This is a genomic window from Streptomyces calvus (assembly GCF_006782915.1).
Classification (GTDB): domain Bacteria; phylum Actinomycetota; class Actinomycetes; order Streptomycetales; family Streptomycetaceae; genus Streptomyces; species Streptomyces calvus.
The window spans coordinates 196,991-214,485 of sequence record NZ_VCNP01000043.1; the positions used below are offsets into that span (position 1 = coordinate 196,991).

17 protein-coding genes are annotated in these 17,495 nt (G+C 69.9%); 4 read left to right on the plus strand and 13 right to left on the minus strand.

Translation table 11 applies throughout. The features are described 5' to 3' along the window. Positions 1–392 precede the first annotated feature (392 nt). From FGW31_RS19800 to FGW31_RS19830, 6 genes are all read right to left on the minus strand, one after another. Positions 393–656, minus strand: coding sequence for a LapA family protein (locus FGW31_RS19800; protein ID WP_142194775.1), 264 nt, complete (start codon positions 654–656; stop codon positions 393–395). Beyond that, positions 653–2,020, minus strand: coding sequence for a diacylglycerol/lipid kinase family protein (locus FGW31_RS19805; RefSeq protein ID WP_142194776.1), 1,368 nt, complete (start codon positions 2,018–2,020; stop codon positions 653–655). The genes FGW31_RS19800 and FGW31_RS19805 overlap by 4 nt, the downstream gene beginning before the upstream one ends. Before the next feature lie 27 nt (positions 2,021–2,047). Next, complete coding sequence (locus FGW31_RS19810) at positions 2,048–2,494, minus strand: DUF7144 family membrane protein (protein WP_142194777.1); 447 nt, start codon at positions 2,492–2,494, stop codon at positions 2,048–2,050. 30 nt (positions 2,495–2,524) lie between these two features. Continuing rightward, positions 2,525–2,998, minus strand: coding sequence for an SHOCT domain-containing protein (locus FGW31_RS19815; RefSeq protein WP_142194778.1), 474 nt, complete (start codon positions 2,996–2,998; stop codon positions 2,525–2,527). A 140-nt stretch (positions 2,999–3,138) separates the two neighbouring features. Then, on the minus strand, positions 3,139–3,588 hold the full coding sequence (locus FGW31_RS35065) for a hypothetical protein (RefSeq protein ID WP_182674950.1): 450 nt from the start codon (positions 3,586–3,588) through the stop codon (positions 3,139–3,141). Between the two features lie 340 nt (positions 3,589–3,928). Continuing rightward, a complete protein-coding gene (locus tag FGW31_RS19830; protein ID WP_182674947.1) occupies positions 3,929–4,585 on the minus strand; it encodes an HdeD family acid-resistance protein in 657 nt (218 codons plus the stop codon). A 214-nt stretch (positions 4,586–4,799) separates the two neighbouring features. On the opposite strand from FGW31_RS19830, the gene FGW31_RS19835 reads away from it, so the two are divergent. Beyond that, complete coding sequence (locus FGW31_RS19835; protein ID WP_142194779.1) at positions 4,800–5,432, plus strand: potassium channel family protein; 633 nt, start codon at positions 4,800–4,802, stop codon at positions 5,430–5,432. Further along, positions 5,429–6,838 carry a DUF2252 domain-containing protein gene (locus FGW31_RS19840; protein WP_142194780.1) on the plus strand — a complete coding sequence of 470 codons (1,410 nt, stop codon included), beginning with the start codon at positions 5,429–5,431 and terminating at the stop codon, positions 6,836–6,838. The genes FGW31_RS19835 and FGW31_RS19840 overlap by 4 nt, the downstream gene beginning before the upstream one ends. Positions 6,839–6,886: 48 nt before the next feature. On the opposite strand, the gene FGW31_RS19845 is transcribed toward FGW31_RS19840, so the two are convergent. From FGW31_RS19845 to FGW31_RS19865, 5 genes are all read right to left on the minus strand, one after another. Then, entirely contained in the window at positions 6,887–7,084 is a 198-nt protein-coding gene (locus FGW31_RS19845; RefSeq protein ID WP_142194781.1) for a hypothetical protein, read from the minus strand. A gap of 141 nt (positions 7,085–7,225) precedes the next feature. Continuing rightward, complete coding sequence (locus tag FGW31_RS19850) at positions 7,226–7,759, minus strand: hypothetical protein (RefSeq protein ID WP_142194782.1); 534 nt, start codon at positions 7,757–7,759, stop codon at positions 7,226–7,228. A gap of 16 nt (positions 7,760–7,775) precedes the next feature. After that, positions 7,776–9,419 carry an MFS transporter gene (locus tag FGW31_RS19855; RefSeq protein ID WP_142194783.1) on the minus strand — a complete coding sequence of 548 codons (1,644 nt, stop codon included), beginning with the start codon at positions 9,417–9,419 and terminating at the stop codon, positions 7,776–7,778. Positions 9,420–9,516: 97 nt separating this feature from the next. Further along, on the minus strand, positions 9,517–12,219 hold the full coding sequence (locus FGW31_RS19860; RefSeq protein ID WP_142194784.1) for a LuxR C-terminal-related transcriptional regulator: 2,703 nt from the start codon (positions 12,217–12,219) through the stop codon (positions 9,517–9,519). A 5-nt stretch (positions 12,220–12,224) separates the two neighbouring features. Next, on the minus strand, positions 12,225–13,085 hold the full coding sequence (locus tag FGW31_RS19865) for a class II glutamine amidotransferase (protein ID WP_142194785.1): 861 nt from the start codon (positions 13,083–13,085) through the stop codon (positions 12,225–12,227). A 675-nt stretch (positions 13,086–13,760) separates the two neighbouring features. Here FGW31_RS19865 and FGW31_RS19870 point away from each other — a divergent pair. Beyond that, positions 13,761–14,390, plus strand: coding sequence for a hypothetical protein (locus tag FGW31_RS19870; protein ID WP_142194786.1), 630 nt, complete (start codon positions 13,761–13,763; stop codon positions 14,388–14,390). Here the strand turns inward: FGW31_RS19870 and FGW31_RS19875 are convergent. Beyond that, positions 14,360–15,586, minus strand: a complete 1,227-nt coding sequence (locus FGW31_RS19875) for a hypothetical protein (protein WP_142194787.1) — start codon at positions 15,584–15,586, stop codon at positions 14,360–14,362. The two genes, FGW31_RS19870 and FGW31_RS19875, sit on opposite strands and share 31 nt — an antisense overlap. Positions 15,587–15,588: 2 nt before the next feature. Then, on the minus strand, positions 15,589–16,695 hold the full coding sequence (locus FGW31_RS19880; protein WP_142194788.1) for an ImmA/IrrE family metallo-endopeptidase: 1,107 nt from the start codon (positions 16,693–16,695) through the stop codon (positions 15,589–15,591). A 240-nt stretch (positions 16,696–16,935) separates the two neighbouring features. On the opposite strand from FGW31_RS19880, the gene FGW31_RS19885 reads away from it, so the two are divergent. After that, positions 16,936–17,418: a DUF5994 family protein gene (locus tag FGW31_RS19885; protein WP_182674944.1), complete on the plus strand. Its 483-nt coding sequence runs from the start codon at positions 16,936–16,938 to the stop codon at positions 17,416–17,418. Positions 17,419–17,495 lie beyond the last annotated feature (77 nt).

A 17,495-nucleotide genomic window follows, 5' to 3' on the forward strand; every position in this document is an offset into this window, starting at 1 on the left:
CCCTACCACTCCTACCCGCATACAGACATCGTCTTCCGAACTCCCCTTCCCCGACAGCTGCTTTCCGAGCGAGAGAGCAGGTGGAGGGAGCGGCCGAAGCACACGTCCCGAACACGACGAAGGGCCAGCCTGGAGGAAACCCCTCCTGAGCTGGCCCTTTTCTCTGTGCCCCCGGCAGGATTCGAACCTGCGACACCCGCTTTAGGAGTTTTCCCTGGATGCGTCTTTGACCTGCGGAAATGCTGGCTCCTGGCGTTCTGGCCAGGGAAGCGTGCCTCCGCAGTTCTCACGCCTTCGCCTGGCTTCCCGTGCTGATGTGTGCCGAATCTGGGCTGCTGCCCGTGCTGCCCGTGCTGCCCGTGCTGCCCGTGCTGCCCGAGTGGCCCGTGGCGTCATACCTGTCGTCGTGCGTGCCGGTTCGACCGGCGGTGCACCGTGAAGGCGCAGGCGAGGATGCCGAGGGCCCAGGCGATCAGCAGGGCCCCCCACAGCGGCATGGTCACCATGGGGATGAGGAGGCGGATCTCGACACTCGAACGGTTCTCGAAGATGAAGATGAGAGCGATTGCGGTGATCAGGGTGAAGGGTATGAGGCGGCGGACAGTGGGGCGAGAAAGGAACGACTTGTGCGCTTTGTCTGTAGTTGCCTGAGTCATGGGTGTATCTCCATCTCATTGCCCTCGCCCGGTCGGCGCAGTGCCAGGCGGGCGACGCGCGGCCAGTCGGCCGTCGGTGCAGGGGACCTCGATCTACCGGGCCGGTGGCGCGGCACGCGGACCCGTAGGGCTCCGGGTGTACTACGGCACACCACGGGACAGGGCAGGTCGACGTACTCCCCGTCGATGCCGGCCGGCACGGTGGCGGTACCGGCCTCGACGAGGACCTCGTCGGCGGTGAGCCGGACGAGGCCTCCGGAGCGCGGTCGGCTCGCCAGGCGTGCCGCTTCGGCGGTGCTGGCGACCCGGACGCACGCCACACCGAGGAGTCCCGTGTCCAGCCGTCCCCGGCGCCCCGGGTGCGACACGTCGACGGCCCGGCCGTAGGGGTTGTTGCTGACGAGCAGGGCCTGCAGGCCGGCTATGTGCCGTCCGTTGGCCGTCACGCGCAAGGCGGGGGCGCTGTCGCCGGTGAGCAGCCCGGGCAGGGTCTGCAGGACCGTGTGGGCTTTCGCGTCGCGGTAGGCGGGGTCGTTGACGACGGCCGCGTACGTGCCGAACGAGGCGTTGTTGACGAAGACGCGGTGCGCGGCGTACGCCAGGTCGACGCGGAGTTCCACACCACCCGTCAGGGCTTCCAGCGCCGCCACCGGATCGTCGCGGTCGATGCCGAGGTCGAGGGCGAAGTGGTTGCGGGTTCCGGCCGGGATCACGGCGAACGGCACGTCATGGTGGGCGGCGATGTCGGCGACCAGCGCCTGGGTGCCGTCGCCACCCGCCACCCCCAGCAGGTCCGCTCCGTCGGCGACGGCCTGCCGGGCCAGCGCGGTGACGTCCTGGCCGGGGTCGAGCACGTGCACACGGCAACCCGCGGCCCGTGCCTTGTCCACCAGGTGGAACCGGTCCACCTTGCCGCCGCCGGATCGGCGGTTCATGAGCACCCAGGGGTGGCGGGGCGTTCCGGCGACCTCTTCATGGGGGTGGTGAGCAGGGGCCAGGGCCCAGCGTGCCGCTACGACGGCCAGTACCAAAAGGCCCGACGACAGCAGGGCGGGACCCAGCAGGCCGGCCGCGGCGTAGAGCGCGAGGACGGTGAGCGGCGCGGCCACCGACAGTGTTGTTCCGATGATGCGGGTGACACCGGTACGGGCCAGGGCCCACCACACGCCGACGGCCGCGAGCGCGAGCCCTGCGATGCCGATCGAAGCCCACAGCACGCTGCGGAGCCCGGCGGCGACAAGCGGCACCAGGACGCAGGCCGACAGAGCCAGCAGGGCGATGCGGGCGAGAGCGGTGTCGCCCTCGCCCCCGGGCGCTACGCCCCTTACGCGCCGCCTGCTCGTGTCCGCGCCTCGTGCACCCACGTGTTGCTCCTTCGCTCCGTCACACGTCTAGTCAGGGCTGCGTTCCCCGGACAGGTCGTAGAGGTTGCCGCCGGGCTTGATCACGCTGAGGGCCCAGATGATGAAGCCCGACATGGTGATCATCACGACGGACCACAGCGGGTAGTACGGCATGGAGAGGAAGTTGGCGAGGATCACGAGCGCGGCGATGGCCACGCCGGACACACGCGCCCACGTCGCGATCTTGAGCAGCCCGGCGCTGATGATCACAGCGAGTACGCCCAGGACGAGGTGGATCCAGCCCCAACTGGTGAGGTCGAACTGGAAGACGTAGTCGGGTGTGGTGACGAAGACGTCGTCCTCGGCGATGGCCATGATGCCCCGGAGGATGTCGAGAAGGCCGACGAGCAGGAGCATGACGGCGGCGAAGACGGTCAGGCCGGTCGCCCACGCCTGCCTCGAAGAGTGCGTCGGCCGGGTGTGTGTGGCGGTCATCGTGCGCCTCGATTCGTGGCGTGCGGATGGTCAGCGTGCGGAAGGGCTGGATGTGGTGAGGGCCTGGCCCGCGTGTTCCGCCGGGCCGTGGCCGCTCAGGACCAGCTCCTTCGCCCTGCGGAACTCCTCGTCCGTGATGGCACCCTGTTCGCGAATCTCGGAGAGCCGGGCCAGTTCGTCGACGCTGGAGCGCTGTTCACCGATCGCGGTCTTCCTCATGTAGGCGTCGAACTCCTCTTGGCGGGCGCGGGCGTGTGCCGTCTCCCGGCGGCCCATGTCCTTCCCGCGTGCGATGACGTAGACGAATACGCCGAGGAAGGGCAGGAGGAGGCAGAACACCAGCCAGCCGGCCTTGGCCCAGCCGCTCAGCCGGTCGTCGCGGAAGATGTCGCCGATGATCCGGAAGAGCAGGACGAACCACATGATCCACAGGAAGACCAGAAGCATGGTCCAGAACATGTTGAGCAAGGGGTAGTCGTACGCCAGGTAGGTCTGCGCGTTCATGTCCGTCCTCCGTCCCGGGCGGGCCCGGCCGTCGTTGCGTACCGAACCTCAGAGTGGTCGTGGGGTTCGGCGCCCGGCATCACCCGGCACGGGTGATCTGGCCGCCGGTCCGGCGACTGCCGCCAGGACCGCCATGACGATCAGGGCGGCTGAGGTGATCCCGAGGACGAGCGCCATCGTGGTGACCGTGGGTGGTTCCAGAGCAACAGCGCCAACGCTCCCGCCGCGACGACGGCGCCGGTGGTCCACGTCCGGTGCTTCGCCAGCAGACGTCCCGTGGACCCGGTGTCCACACCGCTTCGGCGCAGGGCCCGGCCGGTGGCCGCCGTGACTCGCGCGGCCGCTCCTCGGGCGGCACGGGCGGCGCGCCCGGGCCCGTACAGGTACGCGGCCAGCGCGGTGACCACCGCGACAACCAGCAGCGGGCGGGTGCTGTCGTGCAGGAACCGGACGAACGTGTCGTAGACGGCCGCCGCCGCGTCGGGCGGCAGCGCCGCGGGCGGTACCGGGTCCAGGTAGGCCCGGTGCACTACCGCCAAGGCCACGAGCAGCAGCGCCGTCATCGCCCCGGCACCGGTCGCGGTGGCCATCAGCATCACACGGTGGGCGGGTGCGGTCCACACGGCGAGCGCGGCCAGGAAGGTGGTCAGTACGGGCAGCCAGACGCCGACGACGTTCAGCTCGTTAAGGCGGTGTCCGACTCGCTCGCTACCACGCTCCGGGAGGGGCGAGCAACAGAGTCAGCAGGAGAAGGACCGAGGAGCCGGCGACGCGGGCCCGCCGGTGGCGTACCGATCCCGCCGGCGCAGAAGCTCGTACTCCGCCCGCTCACCGGCCGAGAGGGCGGGGGAGCGGTCCGCAGGCCCGCCGGAGTCGGGCGATCCGGCCGGGGTGGTCGGGGCCATCGATGTTCCTTCTACCGGCCCGTGGTCAGGTCATGGCAGCGGGCGATCCAGCCTTCGGCGGGCGTGCCCCGCGCAGCGCGGACCGCCACCCCAGGGCGGCCACCGCCTCGGCCAGGCCCAGTAGGACCAGCCACAGGCCGAGAAGTCGGGCCAGGGCACGGGCCGACTCCGCGGGCAGCGCGAGGACGACGATCCCGGCGACGACCGCCAGTACCGCCATCCCTATGACCAGGCCGCGGTGCGGCAGGTTCTCGGTGACCAGGGCGGCGTAGAGGGTGAGGATGCCGGACACCAGCCAGACCATGCCGACGATCAGTGACAGGGCGGCGATGGTCTGCAGCGGGTTGCGCAGACACAGCACCCCGGCCAGCAGGTACAGCACGGCCAGCAGGAGCCCGGGCAGCCGCTCGTGTCCCTCCCGCGCGAAGACGGTCACGAATCGGAACACACCGGTCAGCAGCAGGTACAGGCCGATGAGGACGGCCAGGACATGCAGGGTCGCCTCCGGCCAGACCAGGACCAGGACGCCGGGGACCAGCGTGGCGACGGCCGATCCCATGAGCCAGGTCCAGGACCGGCCGAGCCGGGTGAGGACGTGCGCAGGATCGTCCATGGCTCCTGGAACCGCCCCGCCGGACCCGCCTCCCCGGCCCGGGGGTCCCGCATCTCGGGGCACGGTCATGGCGCCTCCTCGTGGACCGGCCGGTCGCCGCCGGGCCGTCCGGTGGGGACAGTCCGTGAGCTCCGCAGGACTGGTAGGTGTCCGTTCCAGGGTCGGGGCCGGCACCGAGGGCCGGGATCACCCGTCAGGGGTGATCCCGGCCTGACGGCGGGGCAGTGAGGTGGGATTCGGGAACACCTGTCCAACGGGCCCGGACGAGACGAAGAGACGTGAGATGAGCGATACCACCTCAGGAGGCGGCAAGGGCCGCACCTCGTCAGGGCCGCCCCCACGTGGCGGGCTTCGTTCTCGCCGAGCCGCCGGGGCGATCACGGTCGTGCGCGCTGTGTCCGTCGCCGTCGGGCTCGTCATCGCCTACTACCTGCTGCCCCTGGACGAGCGGCTCACGGCCGGTACAGCGGTGCTGCTGGTGTGCGGCCTGCTCGCGGTCCTCCTGGTGTTCTGCTGGGAAGTGCGGGCCATCGCACGTTCCCCTCATCCACGCCTGCGAGCCATCGAGGGCCTGGCCGCGACCCTGGTGCTCTTTCTGGTCCTCTTCGCCGGCTCCTACTACCTGCTGGAGCGCTCCGCGCCCGGCTCGTTCAGCGAGCCGCTGAACAGGACGGACGCGCTGTACTTCACCCTGACCACTTTCGCCACCGTCGGCTTCGGCGACATCACGGCACGCTCCCAGACCGGGCGAGTGCTCACGATGGCCCAGATGACGGGAGGGCTGTTGCTGGTCGGTGTCGCCGCCCGGATCCTGGCGAGCGCGGTGCAGGCAGGACTGAACCGCCAGCGTCGAGGTGCGACGGCTCCGCCGCGTTCCGCAGCCGGGTCCGTGGAAGAACCGGAGGCCGGACCATGACGATACCCAGCGTCTTCACCGCCTTCCTGCCACCGGCCGAGCGAGCCGCATACGGCAGGAAGGCCCGTAAGCGGGCCTCGCGTTCGTGCCACGGCTGGTACGAGACGGGACAGCGACGAGGCGATCCGGTCGACCTGCTGGAACGCCAGTCCGGCGAGCGCGTCCCGGCCCTGGTGCCAATCCGCTACGGCCGCATGCTGGAGTCGCCGTTCCGCTTCTACCGCGGCGCGGCAGCGATCATGGCGGCGGACCTGGCGACCCTGCCCAGCAGCGGACTCCAGGTGCAACTGTGCGGGGACGCACACCCGCTGAACTTCCGGCTTCTGGCCTCACCGGAGCGCCGCCTGGTCTTCGACATCAACGACTTCGACGAGACGCTGCCAGGCCCCTTCGAATGGGATGTCAAACGCCTTGCGGCCGGGTTCGTGATCGCGGCCCGGTCGAACGGCTTCTCGCCCAAGGAACAGGACCGCACCGTACGGGCCTGTGCGCGGGCCTACCGGCAGCGCATGCGGGAATTCGCCAGCATGCCGACCTTGGACATCTGGTACGCCCAGGACGACGCCGACCACGTACGGCAGCTGCTGGCGACGGAGGGTGCGGGGGAAGCGGAGCATCGGCTCAGGAACGCGGCTGTGAAGGCCCGTACACGCACCCACATGCGAGCGTTCGCGAAACTCACTCGCGTCACGGCCGAAGGCCGGCGGCTCTCCCCCGACCCGCCGCTGATCACCCCACTCGCCGATCTGCTCACCGACCCGGCCGAAGCCGGCCGGGAGGAGGAACTGCGGTCCGTCGTGAAGGGCTACGCACGGTCCCTGCCGCCAGAGCGTCGGCACCTGCTGCGTCACTACCGGCTCGTGGACATGGCCCGCAAAGTGGTCGGCGTCGGCAGCGTCGGCACCCGCTGCTGGGTACTGCTCCTGCTCGGCAGGGACGACGACGACCCCCTGCTGCTCCAGGCCAAGGAAGCCTCGGAATCGGTGCTGGCGGCCCACACGGGCGGCGAACGCCACGCGAACCAGGGCTGCCGGGTCGTGACCGGCCAACGTCTGATCCAGACCACCAGCGACATCTTCCTCGGCTGGACGCACGTCACCGGCCTCGACGGGAAGGGCCGGGACTTCTACGTACGCCAACTGTGGGACTGGAAGGGCATCGCGCGAACGGAGACCATGGGGCCCGAACTGCTCTCCCGCTTCGCCCGGCTGTGTGGAACCTGCCTGGCCAGAGCCCACGCCCGCTCCGGCGACCCCATCGCGCTCGCGGCGTACCTGGGTGGCAGCGACCGCTTCGACCGTGCGCTCACCGAGTTCGCCCACGCCTATGCCGACCAGAACGAACGCGACCACGAAGCCCTGACGGCGGCCTGCCGCTCCGGCCGGATCACGGCCGCCCAGGTGTGAGGCCGGCCGTGGAACGACGAGCGGGCCGACCCACACCGTCCGGGGGCGTCATTCCGGTATCTGTCGCATCTCCATGACGTGCAGTCCCAATGACTGGCAGCGGGTGAGCAGCCCGTACAGGTGGGCCTCATCGATCACCGTGCCGAACAGGACGGTCTGGCCGGACATGACGACGTGCTCCAGCTCCGGGAACGCGTTGGCCAGCGTCTCCGACAGGTGTCCCTCGATGCGGATCTCGTAGCGCACGAGCGGTCCCTCCACCGGACGGGGCTCGGGACACCGTCCGGGGCTCCGGGGCGGACGGTGTTCTGTGCGACGATCCTGCGCCTTCTCGCCCTCCGGCGCCCTCACCCGGTACAGGTGACTCTGGCGCAGGGCCCTTGCCCTTCAGTGCGTCACTGCGATCTTGACGACGACGATCGCCAGACCGAGCAGTACGTTGACCGTCGCCGTGGTGGCCATCAGCCGCAGTGGGGCGCCCGCGCGGTGTGCCGCGGCGACGGACCAGCCCACCTGTCCGGTGACGGCGACGGACAGCGCCAGCCACAGGGTGGCCTGGACGTCCAGCCCCAGCACGGGGCTGACGGCGATCGCCGCGGCCGGAGGCACGGCGGCCTTCACGATGGGCCACTCCTCGCGGCACACCCGCAGGATCACCCGCCGGTCCGGAGTGCGCCGCGCCAGACGCGCACCGAACAGCTCGGCGTGGACGTGGGCGATCCAGAACACCAGGCTGGTGAGCAACAGCAGCAGAACCAGTTCGGCGCGGGGGAACGATCCCAGGGTGCCGGCGCCGATCACGACGGAGGCCGCGAGCATGGAGCCGTAGACACCGCCGGTGTAGTCCGCGTGGGCCCGGTGCGCGGCCCGCCGCTCCCGCCGATCCGTGGATCGCCCTCTTCTGGTCTCGCCCGCGGTCACCTGTGTCTCCTTCGAGTCAGCCCGTCGGCCCGGACGGTCCGGCTGTCCGGCTTCCGGCACCGGGTTCGGGTTCGGGTTCGGACGGGCGGCCTGTCCGGGCGGTCGGAAGGCGTGCGGTGACCAGGAAGCTCGCGAGCGCGACGCCGCCCGTGGCCAGGATCGCCGCCTTCAGCCCGTCCAACTGGGCGGAAGCGTAGGAGTCCGTCACGGCGTCGACTTCGGACGGCGGCAGCCCGGCTTCCTCGGCCGCGGAACGCACCTGCTCGGTCGGGACGAAGGTGATGCCGGCTTCCAGACGGACCCCGACCTCGTCCCGGGCGGCCGGGGACAGCCGGGGGTCGTCCGCGACCTGGGTGGTGAAGGCGCCTGCCAGCGCGCCGACCAGGATGGAGCCGATGAGCGCGGTGCCCAGCGACGAGCCCAGATTCTGGGCCGTGAACTGCAGCCCTCCAGCCTCGCTGCGCTCGTCCTCACCGACACCGGACTGCACGACGTTGCCGAGCTGCGAGGCGAGCAGACCGACGCCCACCCCGAGCACGGCCATCGCCCCAGCGAACTGGGCGTCGTCGATGACCGGGTCGATCGTGGCGAGCAGCCACACGACGGCCGCCGCCAGAATCGCCAGGGCCAGCCGCACCACCCGGCGCGGTCCCATCCTGTGCCCCAGCGCGGACCCGCACAGGGAGGTCACCAGCATGGTGGCCGACACCGGCAGCAGGCGCAGCCCAGTCTGGAAGGCGTTGAAGCCCTGCACCACCTGGAGGTAGAGCGGGATGGCGAAGAACAGGCCGAGGAGGATGAGGTTCTGGCTGAGCAGGGTCGTCAGGCAGGCCCGCAGTACGGGCCTGCCCAGCAGGGACAGGTGTACCAGAGGGTCGGTGCCCCGGGCCTCTCGCCGCCGTTCCCAGAACCGGAACAGGGCCAGCACGGCGATTCCGGCACCGATGACGAACAGGGTGGGGGAGAAGCCCAGGACGGTGAAAGGTGGGTTGCGGGGGTCGACCCAGCCCCAGGTGCTGCTTTGCAGCACCCCGAGTACGCCCAGTCCCAGCCCGACGGCGGAGAGCGCCGCGCCGACCCCGTCCAGCCGGGGGCGCTTCGAGGCCGGTATGGGCGTCGCGATCACCCGCCGGCACAGCAGCACGGCCACCACGACGAGTACCTCACCGGCGAAGACCAGCCGCCAGGTGAGGTAGGTCGTCATCCAGCCGCCCAGCAGTGGGCCGACTGCGATCCCGGCGCCGGCGAGCCCTCCGACGACCGCGTAGGCGATGGCGCGGTCCCGTCCGCGGTACGACTCCGCGACCAGGGCGGCCATGGCCGGCAGCACCATAGCCGCCCCGAGCCCCTCGATGACGGACCAGCCCAGCGTGAGCACCCACAGGCTGGGTGCCGCGGCGGTCACGGCCGACCCGACCCCGTAGACGGCCAGTCCCGTCAGGAACATGCGCCGCCGTCCCAGGATGTCCCCGAAGCGGCCGCCGATGAGCATGAAAGCGGCCATGACCAGCGCGTACAGGGTGATGACGGCTTGGATGGCGGTGACCTCCGTGTCGAAGTCCTCGACCAACTGGCTGATCGACACGTTCATCACGGACGTGTCCAGAACCATCAGGAACTGGGCCGTACCGAGGACTGCCAGGGCCCGCCAGTGCTTCACGTCGTCTCACCTCGCCGGGTCGACCGGTGCGCTGCGGCACGTTCCTCCCATCCCACCTCTGCGGCGGCGCCGCGTGCCTCACCCCTCGCGGGGGAGGTCACAGGAGGCCGAGGTCGCGCGCCCGGCGTACGGCGTCGCTGCGCCGGTTCACCGCCAGCTTCCGGTAGGCGCTCTTGAGATGGGTCTTCACCGTGTTGACCGACACGTAGAGGTCGGCGGCGATCTCCTCCGCGGACATCATGCGGGCCAGCCGTTGCAGCACGTCACGTTCGCGTCCGCTCAGTTCCACCGGCACCAGGAGCGCGGGGTCGGCTACGGGCTGCACCGGCTCGCCGTGCGTTTGTCGTCGGCCGGACGGGAGCCAGCCCTCGGCGAGCTCGTGCAGCGGGGCTGCGGCCAACAGCGGCTCGATCCAGCCTCCTGCCTGGAGGAAAGGACGCCGCAGTCGCTCGCGCCGTGCGTCGAGAAGTGCACGTGCGACGAGCCGGCGGGCGGTGATCGTGTCTCCCGACTCCTGCGCCACCCGGGCCCGCACCAGCGCCGCCCCCACGCTCACCGCGGGGCCGGTGCGTCCCTCGGAGCGAACGGCGTCGAGCAGTTCTGCCGCCGCGCGGGGACGCCCCGCGGCGACCTGGATCCCCGCTGCTTCGACGGCGCACACCGGTTGGTCGCCACCGACGCCTTGGAGAAGGCGCACGGCTTCGTCCGGCCGCCCGTCGGTGAGGCAGGCGGCAGAGCGGACGACTGCGGCTTGACTCTCCGCCCAAGGCGACGCCACCGCCGTGGACACGGTCGGCTCCACAGCCTCGGCGGCGGCGTCCGTTTCACCGTCGTCGAGCAGAAGGCGTGAGACGGTCATGGCCCGACCCGCCGTCGGTACCGGGTCGTGCTCCCGCGCCGGAAGCCGTGCCGTCTCCTCGAGCAGGACCCGGGCCAGGCCCAGTTCCTGTCGGTCCACGGCCACCGCGGCCAGGACCAGCCGGCCCAGGCCCGCACCGGGGGGCCGGGGCAGCCCCGCCCGCTCCGCCTCGGCCACCGCGGCCAGAGCCCTGCGTTCCGCCCGGCCGAGCCAACCGTTCAGATAGTCGAGCAGGGCCAGGTGCCCCATCGACTCCACTCGGGGCAGGACGGTGGCGGATCCGCCCGGGGCACCGGCCGCACGGCGCAGCACGGCGCGTGCGTCGTCGAAGCGTCCCTCCCACAGGCGGGCCGAACCCACGTGTGTCATCAGCAGGGCGGTCAGTTCCGGATGCTCGTCCAGCAGGTGGTCAGGCAGGTCCCGGCGCAGTTCCTCGGCCGTCGCGGCGGCCTGCTCGGCCCGCGGAGTGCAGCCGGTGAGCCGGGCGGCGAGTGCCTCGAGCAGGGTGCAGCTCAGCCGGGCTGCCACCGGGCCGGGAGAGTCATCGGTCTCGGAGAGCTGTTCCCGGGCCCGCCGCAGCCGGTCCAGACCGTGGTCGAGGTCGCATCGGGCAAGTGCGCCGGCCGCCCGCACGAGGTCGCTCGCCGGGCTCCCCGCTTCGGGCCCCATGCCGGCGAAGAGCTGGGCCAGAGCGTCCGAGTGCAGGCCGGTGAAAAGCTGCCCGATCGCGAGGTCGTCGACGAGCGCGCCGGCGGCCAGGTCGAAGTCGCCGCCCGCGGCCCCGTGGGCGAGCGTCTCCGGGAGGAAACCGGAACGGCGCAGCCATCGCGCGGCTCGCAGGTGCAGCTCCGCTTCCGCACCGGGCAGGCGTTCACGCAGGTGAGCCCGGAGGATCTCTCGGAACAGCGGGTGCAGTCGGTACCAGGAGTGCCCCAGCCGCTCGATGAACGCGTTCTCCCGGTGCAGCCCGGCGAGGAGGCGTTCGGCGTCGGCCCGCAGCGTCAGGGCGTCGGCCAGGTCCGGGCAGAACCGGTCCAGGACGCTCACCCGCAACAGCAGATCCTGCGTCTCCTCCGTCCTCCCCTTGAGAACCTCCGCCAGCAGGAAGTCCGCGACCGTGCTGTGGTCCGCCTCGAACTCCTTCAGATACCGCTCGGGGTCAGTGCTCTCCCGGGCCGCGAGGGCGGACAGCCGCAGCCCGGCGGCCCAGCCCCGGGTGCGGTCCACCAGGGCGGACGCGGCGGGCTCGGGAAGGTGCAGCCCGTGCAGTCGCAGCAGCGCACCGGCCTCCTCCGGGGTGAAGGACAACTCGGCGCCGCGGATCTCGGTCAGCTCGTCGGCGGCGCGGAAGCGGTGCAGCGGGAGCAGTGGCTCGGTGCGGGTGACAAGCACGAGGCGCAGTCCCTGCCCGGAGTGGCGAAGGACGAACTCCAGCTGCTCCGCAACCTCAGGAACGGCCACCCGGTCGTACTCGTCCAGCACGAGGACCACGGGGCCGTCACGGGCGTTCAGTTCGGCGGCGAGCGATGCCAGCAGACTGCGTCCCACGCCACTCGAGTCCGCCGGCGCCCCGGCAGCGTCAGCTGCCCGCGCCCCGGCAGCGTCAGCTGCCCGCGCCCCGCACACGCGCAGGGACTCGAAGACGTAGGCCCAGAAGACCCCGGGCCGATGGTCTCCGGCCTCTACGGTCAGCCAGGCGACCGGCAGCCGCAGCCCCGCGGCCCAGTCGGCCGTCAGGAGCGTCTTGCCGGCGCCGGCCGACCCGTTGACCAGCGTCAGCGGTGTGCTCAGGGCCTGATCCAGATGCGAGACGAGCCGCTGCCGCCGCAAGAAGGTGGCAGGCCGAGAGGGAAGCGCGAACCGTGTGCGCAGGTACGGATCACCTGACGGGTCGGTGCCCGCGTCGGTCGGTGCCCTAGCCCTGCCGTAGGGCGTGCTCACACTCCTCACCCCCGCGCGCCTGTCCCTTCGGGGTACTCGGGCCTGAAGCGGTGGAGCACGCCCCCGCCCGGCTGGACGACGCCGTAGCTGCTCTCGGGCACTTCGTTCCACGCCCCCGGCAGGTCACCCAGGGGCTCCGACACGACGAGACGGGTCTCGTCGGACAGCTCCCGCAGGAACGACACGTCCGGGTGGAGCGCGCGCAGGGCGTCCACCTTCGTGCTGACGTACAACGATCGCGAACGGCCTTCACTGGAATAACGGAAGGCCCACACGCGCTCGCCGTCGGTCACCGCGACGGTCATCTGCAGGGGGTGACGGGTGCCGTGCGACTGAGCGGTCGTCTCGACAAAACCCGCCATCCGCGCCACCGCACCGGGCGGGTCCTCGGGCAGACCGAAGGTCAGGGCGAGGAAGAACATCACCTCGGAGTCAGTGGAGCCCTCGATGTCGGCGTACAAGGCCGGATCGACGGCCAGGGCAAGATCACGTCGGACCCGGCGGAACTCACTGATCATCCCGTTGTGCATCCACATCCACCGACCGCTCCGGAAGGGATGGCAGTTGCTCTGCTGCACCGCCGACCCCGTCGATGCCCTGATGTGCCCGAAGAACAGCCCCGAGCGCGTGTGGTGGGCGACTTCCTGCAGGTTGCGGTCGTTCCAGGCCGGGCCCACGTCCCGCAGGACCGCCGGATCGGCCATTTCCGTGTCCTGCGGGTACCAGCCGATACCGAAGCCGTCTCCATTGGTCGTCTCTACACCCATACGGGAGTGCAGGCTCTGGTCGATCAGGGAGTGCTCCGGCTGGAACAGAACCTGGCTGAGGAGGACGGGTGTACCCGAGTAGGCGATCCAGCGGCACATCGGGACGCTCCTTCCGGCGGCTGCGAAGGTGCCACCACGGAGACCAGCCACGGCATACCCCGCAGTCCTGGCGCACGGCAAGCGTCATTCCGCAGCTGCTACCAGTGTCGCTCCCGGTAGCCATCAGGGCATGTGGACGGGCAGTCCTGCCCAGGACCCTTCAACAGAACAGATAGAGACGTCGGCTACCGATGTGCCATCGACGCATCAACCGGAAGCCACGTTCAGGGCCGTCCCCAGGCGACACGCTTGACGCTCCGCCTCATGCGCCCGGGCGTCGGCGTCCTGTCATTCGTGCAGCGATTGGCGGCGGTGGGGCACTGACCTGGGGCTTCTCGGTGAAACGTGCGTTGACCTGCGGAAACCCTTCTTGGTAGTTCTCATGGGTCAACGCCGTTTCCCGGGCTCATGTGCCCTGGATGTGCCCTCCGGAGACGTGGCTGGGGAGGCGCGTTCAGGCCCAGCTTTCGCGCCTAGGTGTGCTGTCCCGGGACGTTGGTGACACGCGTGCTGGGTGCTTGAACAGGTGAGGGCAGTGATGCGGAGAAGGATCCCAGTCGGGCAGTGTCCGCGAGGCGTCTTGAGCTGTTTGGCAGGTGTACCCGTACTCATACGGGTTGGATGAACGCGGGGCCGCTGCATGCGGTCGAATCCCAGTGAGGCAGGGTGGGGGCCATGGTGACCTTGGCGAGTTCCCTGACGGGCGGTTCTGTGCGGGAGGCTTCTCGCGCCTTGCTGGAGCCGGGCGGGCAGGCCCGAACTGTCTCTGTCTTCGGGACCGAGGCGCTGTGCTTCTACCGTCTGAACGAGGGCGAGCATGCGCGGCGCGAGGAAGTCTCCGCCGCCAGGGTGGATAAGCTGCCCGACCTTGAGTGCCTGCTGACACTCCCGGTGGACGTTCCTGTTCCGCTGCAATCGCTGGACTCGCCGGCGCGGCGGGCGGTGCGAGGGCTGCCGTCGGGAGCGGTGGAGCGAGACCGGAAGACGGTCACCCGACGTGCCGTGCGGCCCCTGCAGGTGGATCTTGCTGTGGTTCGCGCTTCCGGGTGGCGCCTGGGCCTTGAGCGAGCGGGCCAATTTGCTCCCTTCTGCCGCCGGGCCATGCTGTTGGACCGTCTTCCAGCCCGACTGGATGAGGTCCTCGTCGAGGCCGACTTCTACGGCATCGGCGTGTTCGTCGCCTCCGGAAACGAGGTCGAGCTGGTACTGGAGCCGGAGGACTACAGGCCGCCCCGGCACACCGCTGCGGCCTGGTGGTTCGTCGAGGATGTATATCAGCGCCTACGCTCGGCGGCGGCTGTCTGAGCCGATGTCTTGGCGGCTTCGGGAGCGGTCGACGCCCATCGATCGAGCTGCGCCGGAGACTTGAACGCCTTCGGCTGCCTGATGGACGTGTTGATCAGTTCGTACTGATCGAGAGCTTTACGGCAGCGGTCGAACCACCACTGCTGGCGTGCTGTGCCGGGCTTGACGGAAGTAAGGGCGCGCAGCCACTCCATGAGGACAGCGACGTTGTGGGCCGCCGCTGCGGCAGGAAGCTCGCCGCGGTTGCTTGTGAAGGCGTCCAGCGCGAGCTTGCCGGCGCAGGCCGAGCAGAAGCAGACCGGAGCGTGGGCGCCACCGTAACGCTTGGCGATCGTCTCGCCCAGGAAGAAGGCCATCAGGTCGGGGAAGAGAACGTGCGGTGACTGCACGGGGATGCTCTTGTTGGTCTGCGCTTTTTCGCCGGGGGCGATGATGTGCCGGTAGCGGCTGCTGGCGCCGAAGGCTGTGAAGGCGGCACCGAAGGCCAGGGCGCCGAATGCCGCGAGATCTGTGCGTAGCAGGGAAGCTCTGGGGACTTTTTCGATGACCTGCTTGAGATGACTTACGGCCTTGGCGTAACGGGCCAGGGGGTCCATCTGCCCGCCCAGCATGATGGCCTTCGGCCCCTTGATCATCCGCAGGTAGGCGATGAGCTGGCGGGTCGATTCCTCGTCGCGTAGCCAGGAGACATCAACCGGAGCGGCGAAGATCACCTCTGGATCGTCGAGTTCCAGGACTCGTGTCACGGCGGCCCGGAGGGCATCGGAGTCCTCCCCCCTGATGTAGCCGGTGGGGGTCATAGGGAGCGTTGCTCCGGCGTCCCGCTGCTCGGCCAGAGACAGTTCCAGGGGATCGTCGAGGAAGAGCGTGGGCTCGGCGTCGTAGGGGAAGGGGTTCTCCTCGGTCGCGGCGCTGACCTCGTACACCGCCGGGTCGATCAGGAGCGGAGCGGCGTAGCCGTCCCGGTATCGCAGGGTGCCGGCCTTCTTCACGGCGTCGGTGCCACACAGGATGAGCCCACTGCGTGCCAGGTCGACCTGCCCCTGGACGTAGCTGAGCCGGGCGGTGCTGACCTGGATCAGCATGCGGCCCTGCAGATTGTTCAGGCTGTCCGGCCGGTCTCGCGCACCCACAGCGTCGGGAGGCTCGGTCAGATCGGAGCGTGGACGAGGCAGCGGGGCGGAACGGTCGGTCATGGTCACCTTCGGAAGGCCGGGAATGATGATGAACCGGCGCCCTCGACGTACAGGCGCTGGAAGTCTTCAGGAAGCAGGTGCGCGCAGGCAGCCGCATCCTCCAGAGTCATCTGGCGGTCGGTCAGCAAGGTGTGGACAAGGGCGGCGAGGCGCCGCGGCTGCTCGGGGGGGACATCAACAGGCTCCGCGGTCCGGTAGCCGAGCGCTGACATCTCGATCATCAGGGTGCGGTACTGCCACTCGCTGACAGCGTTGAGCGTTTGGGCACGGCGCAGCAGCGCACTCATGGAAACACCCCAAAGCCGCTTCAGCTCCGTCAGCCTGGCCAGATCGACGCGGTCGGAGAACGCCTGCCGGATATCGGAGGCAGGCATCAAGAACTCGGCAGCGAAGGCGTCGGCCTGCTTCTCCTGTGTTGACCCTGTGCCCGGCTCGTCATGCATCACAAGGTGACCCAGCTCGTGCGCGATGCTGAAGCGACGTCGGTCGCCCGGTGCCCGGGTGTTGACCAGGAGCAGAGGTTGCCCGCCTTCTGCCCACTGGCTTACGGCGTCCAACAGGTCGCTGTCCAGGTCGCGGGTGATTACCAGTGCGCCGGCATGCTCCAGCACCGCGACTATGTTGGGCACCGGACCGGGGGCCATGCACCACTCCCTGCGGACTCGCCGGGCAGCGTCCTTCGGGGTGGTGAGGTCATCCAGCGAGACCCTGAAGAAGTGTTGCGGGACTGGTGGCAATGCCGCTGCGGACGCCAGGCCGTTCAACTGAATCCGTGAGAGCGCCAAATGGGCGTGCACGCGCCGCAGAGCGGAAGCAGACAGAGCTGCTTTCTTGCGGTGGTGGACCAAACCCACTCCGATGCCGCTGACCTGCGGATCCAGGCACAGCAGCTCAGGAGGGTAGCCGAGCGCGGCTGCGTATAGCTCAAGACGCTCGCCAGTGACGACGAGACGACCAGCCTCGGCTCGGCTTACGTAGCCCTGAGAAACCGTAGTGCCACTCAGCGACGCCTTGGTCATAGCCGTGGCGACCTCAGCCTGCGTCAGCCCGCGGGACTCGCGCGCCAGCACGAGCATCCCGGGGTGCGCCCGCAGCTCAGCGATCGCCATACACGACACCACCTCGTATCAGACCTCGAAACAGTAGCACGAAATATTCCACGACTGATTCGAGGCCCTGAGCCCCCTCCGTAAATCTCGACGTGCGGCGGACCCCCCGTGTGCTGCATCCGTTCCCTCCAGGGCCGGGCGGGGGCTTTGGAGATGCCGTCGCGCGTGACACCAGGAGTAGCGTGGGAGCTGCGGAACGGAGTCCCGTCGTCGCACCGGCCCTACAGACGGGTGGTCATCATGACCAGCTCGGATACACCACCTGTTCCCCGGCGCCTGCCCAGTGGCGTCCACGAGGCCGTGCGACCGGGATCTGCGCTTCTCCGGCTGGAGACGACCGAATCACGCAAAGGCGTCCTCGACGGCGCGTGGTGGCCGCGCTCGCGCGACATCGGCGCCGAGCTGCCCGCCCTGTTGAGTGCCCTCGTCGCCCACCTCGGCCCCGTGTCCCGTGTGGGGCTGGATGCCTCCGCCTGGGAGGGTCTCCCGACGCGTATCGTCGTGGACGACCACGTGGTGCACATCGACTCCTTCCCGGTCGGTGACGACACGGTCCTGATCACCCGGGGCGACCGGGACATCTTCTCGCTGCTGGTCGTCCCGCCCGACGCGGCACCGGATGCCGCACGTGCCGCGATGGCCCAGGCGGTCCGGGTGGACAACGTCAGCGACGCGGAACAGATCCTCATCGACACCGGGAGCGGGCGTGGTCCTGTGGGCTGACGGGGCGGCGCGGGGCGCGACCGGCGTACGGCTTGACCGGCGCATCAGCGCTCTCCGTCCGGTGGCCCGTTCCCTGG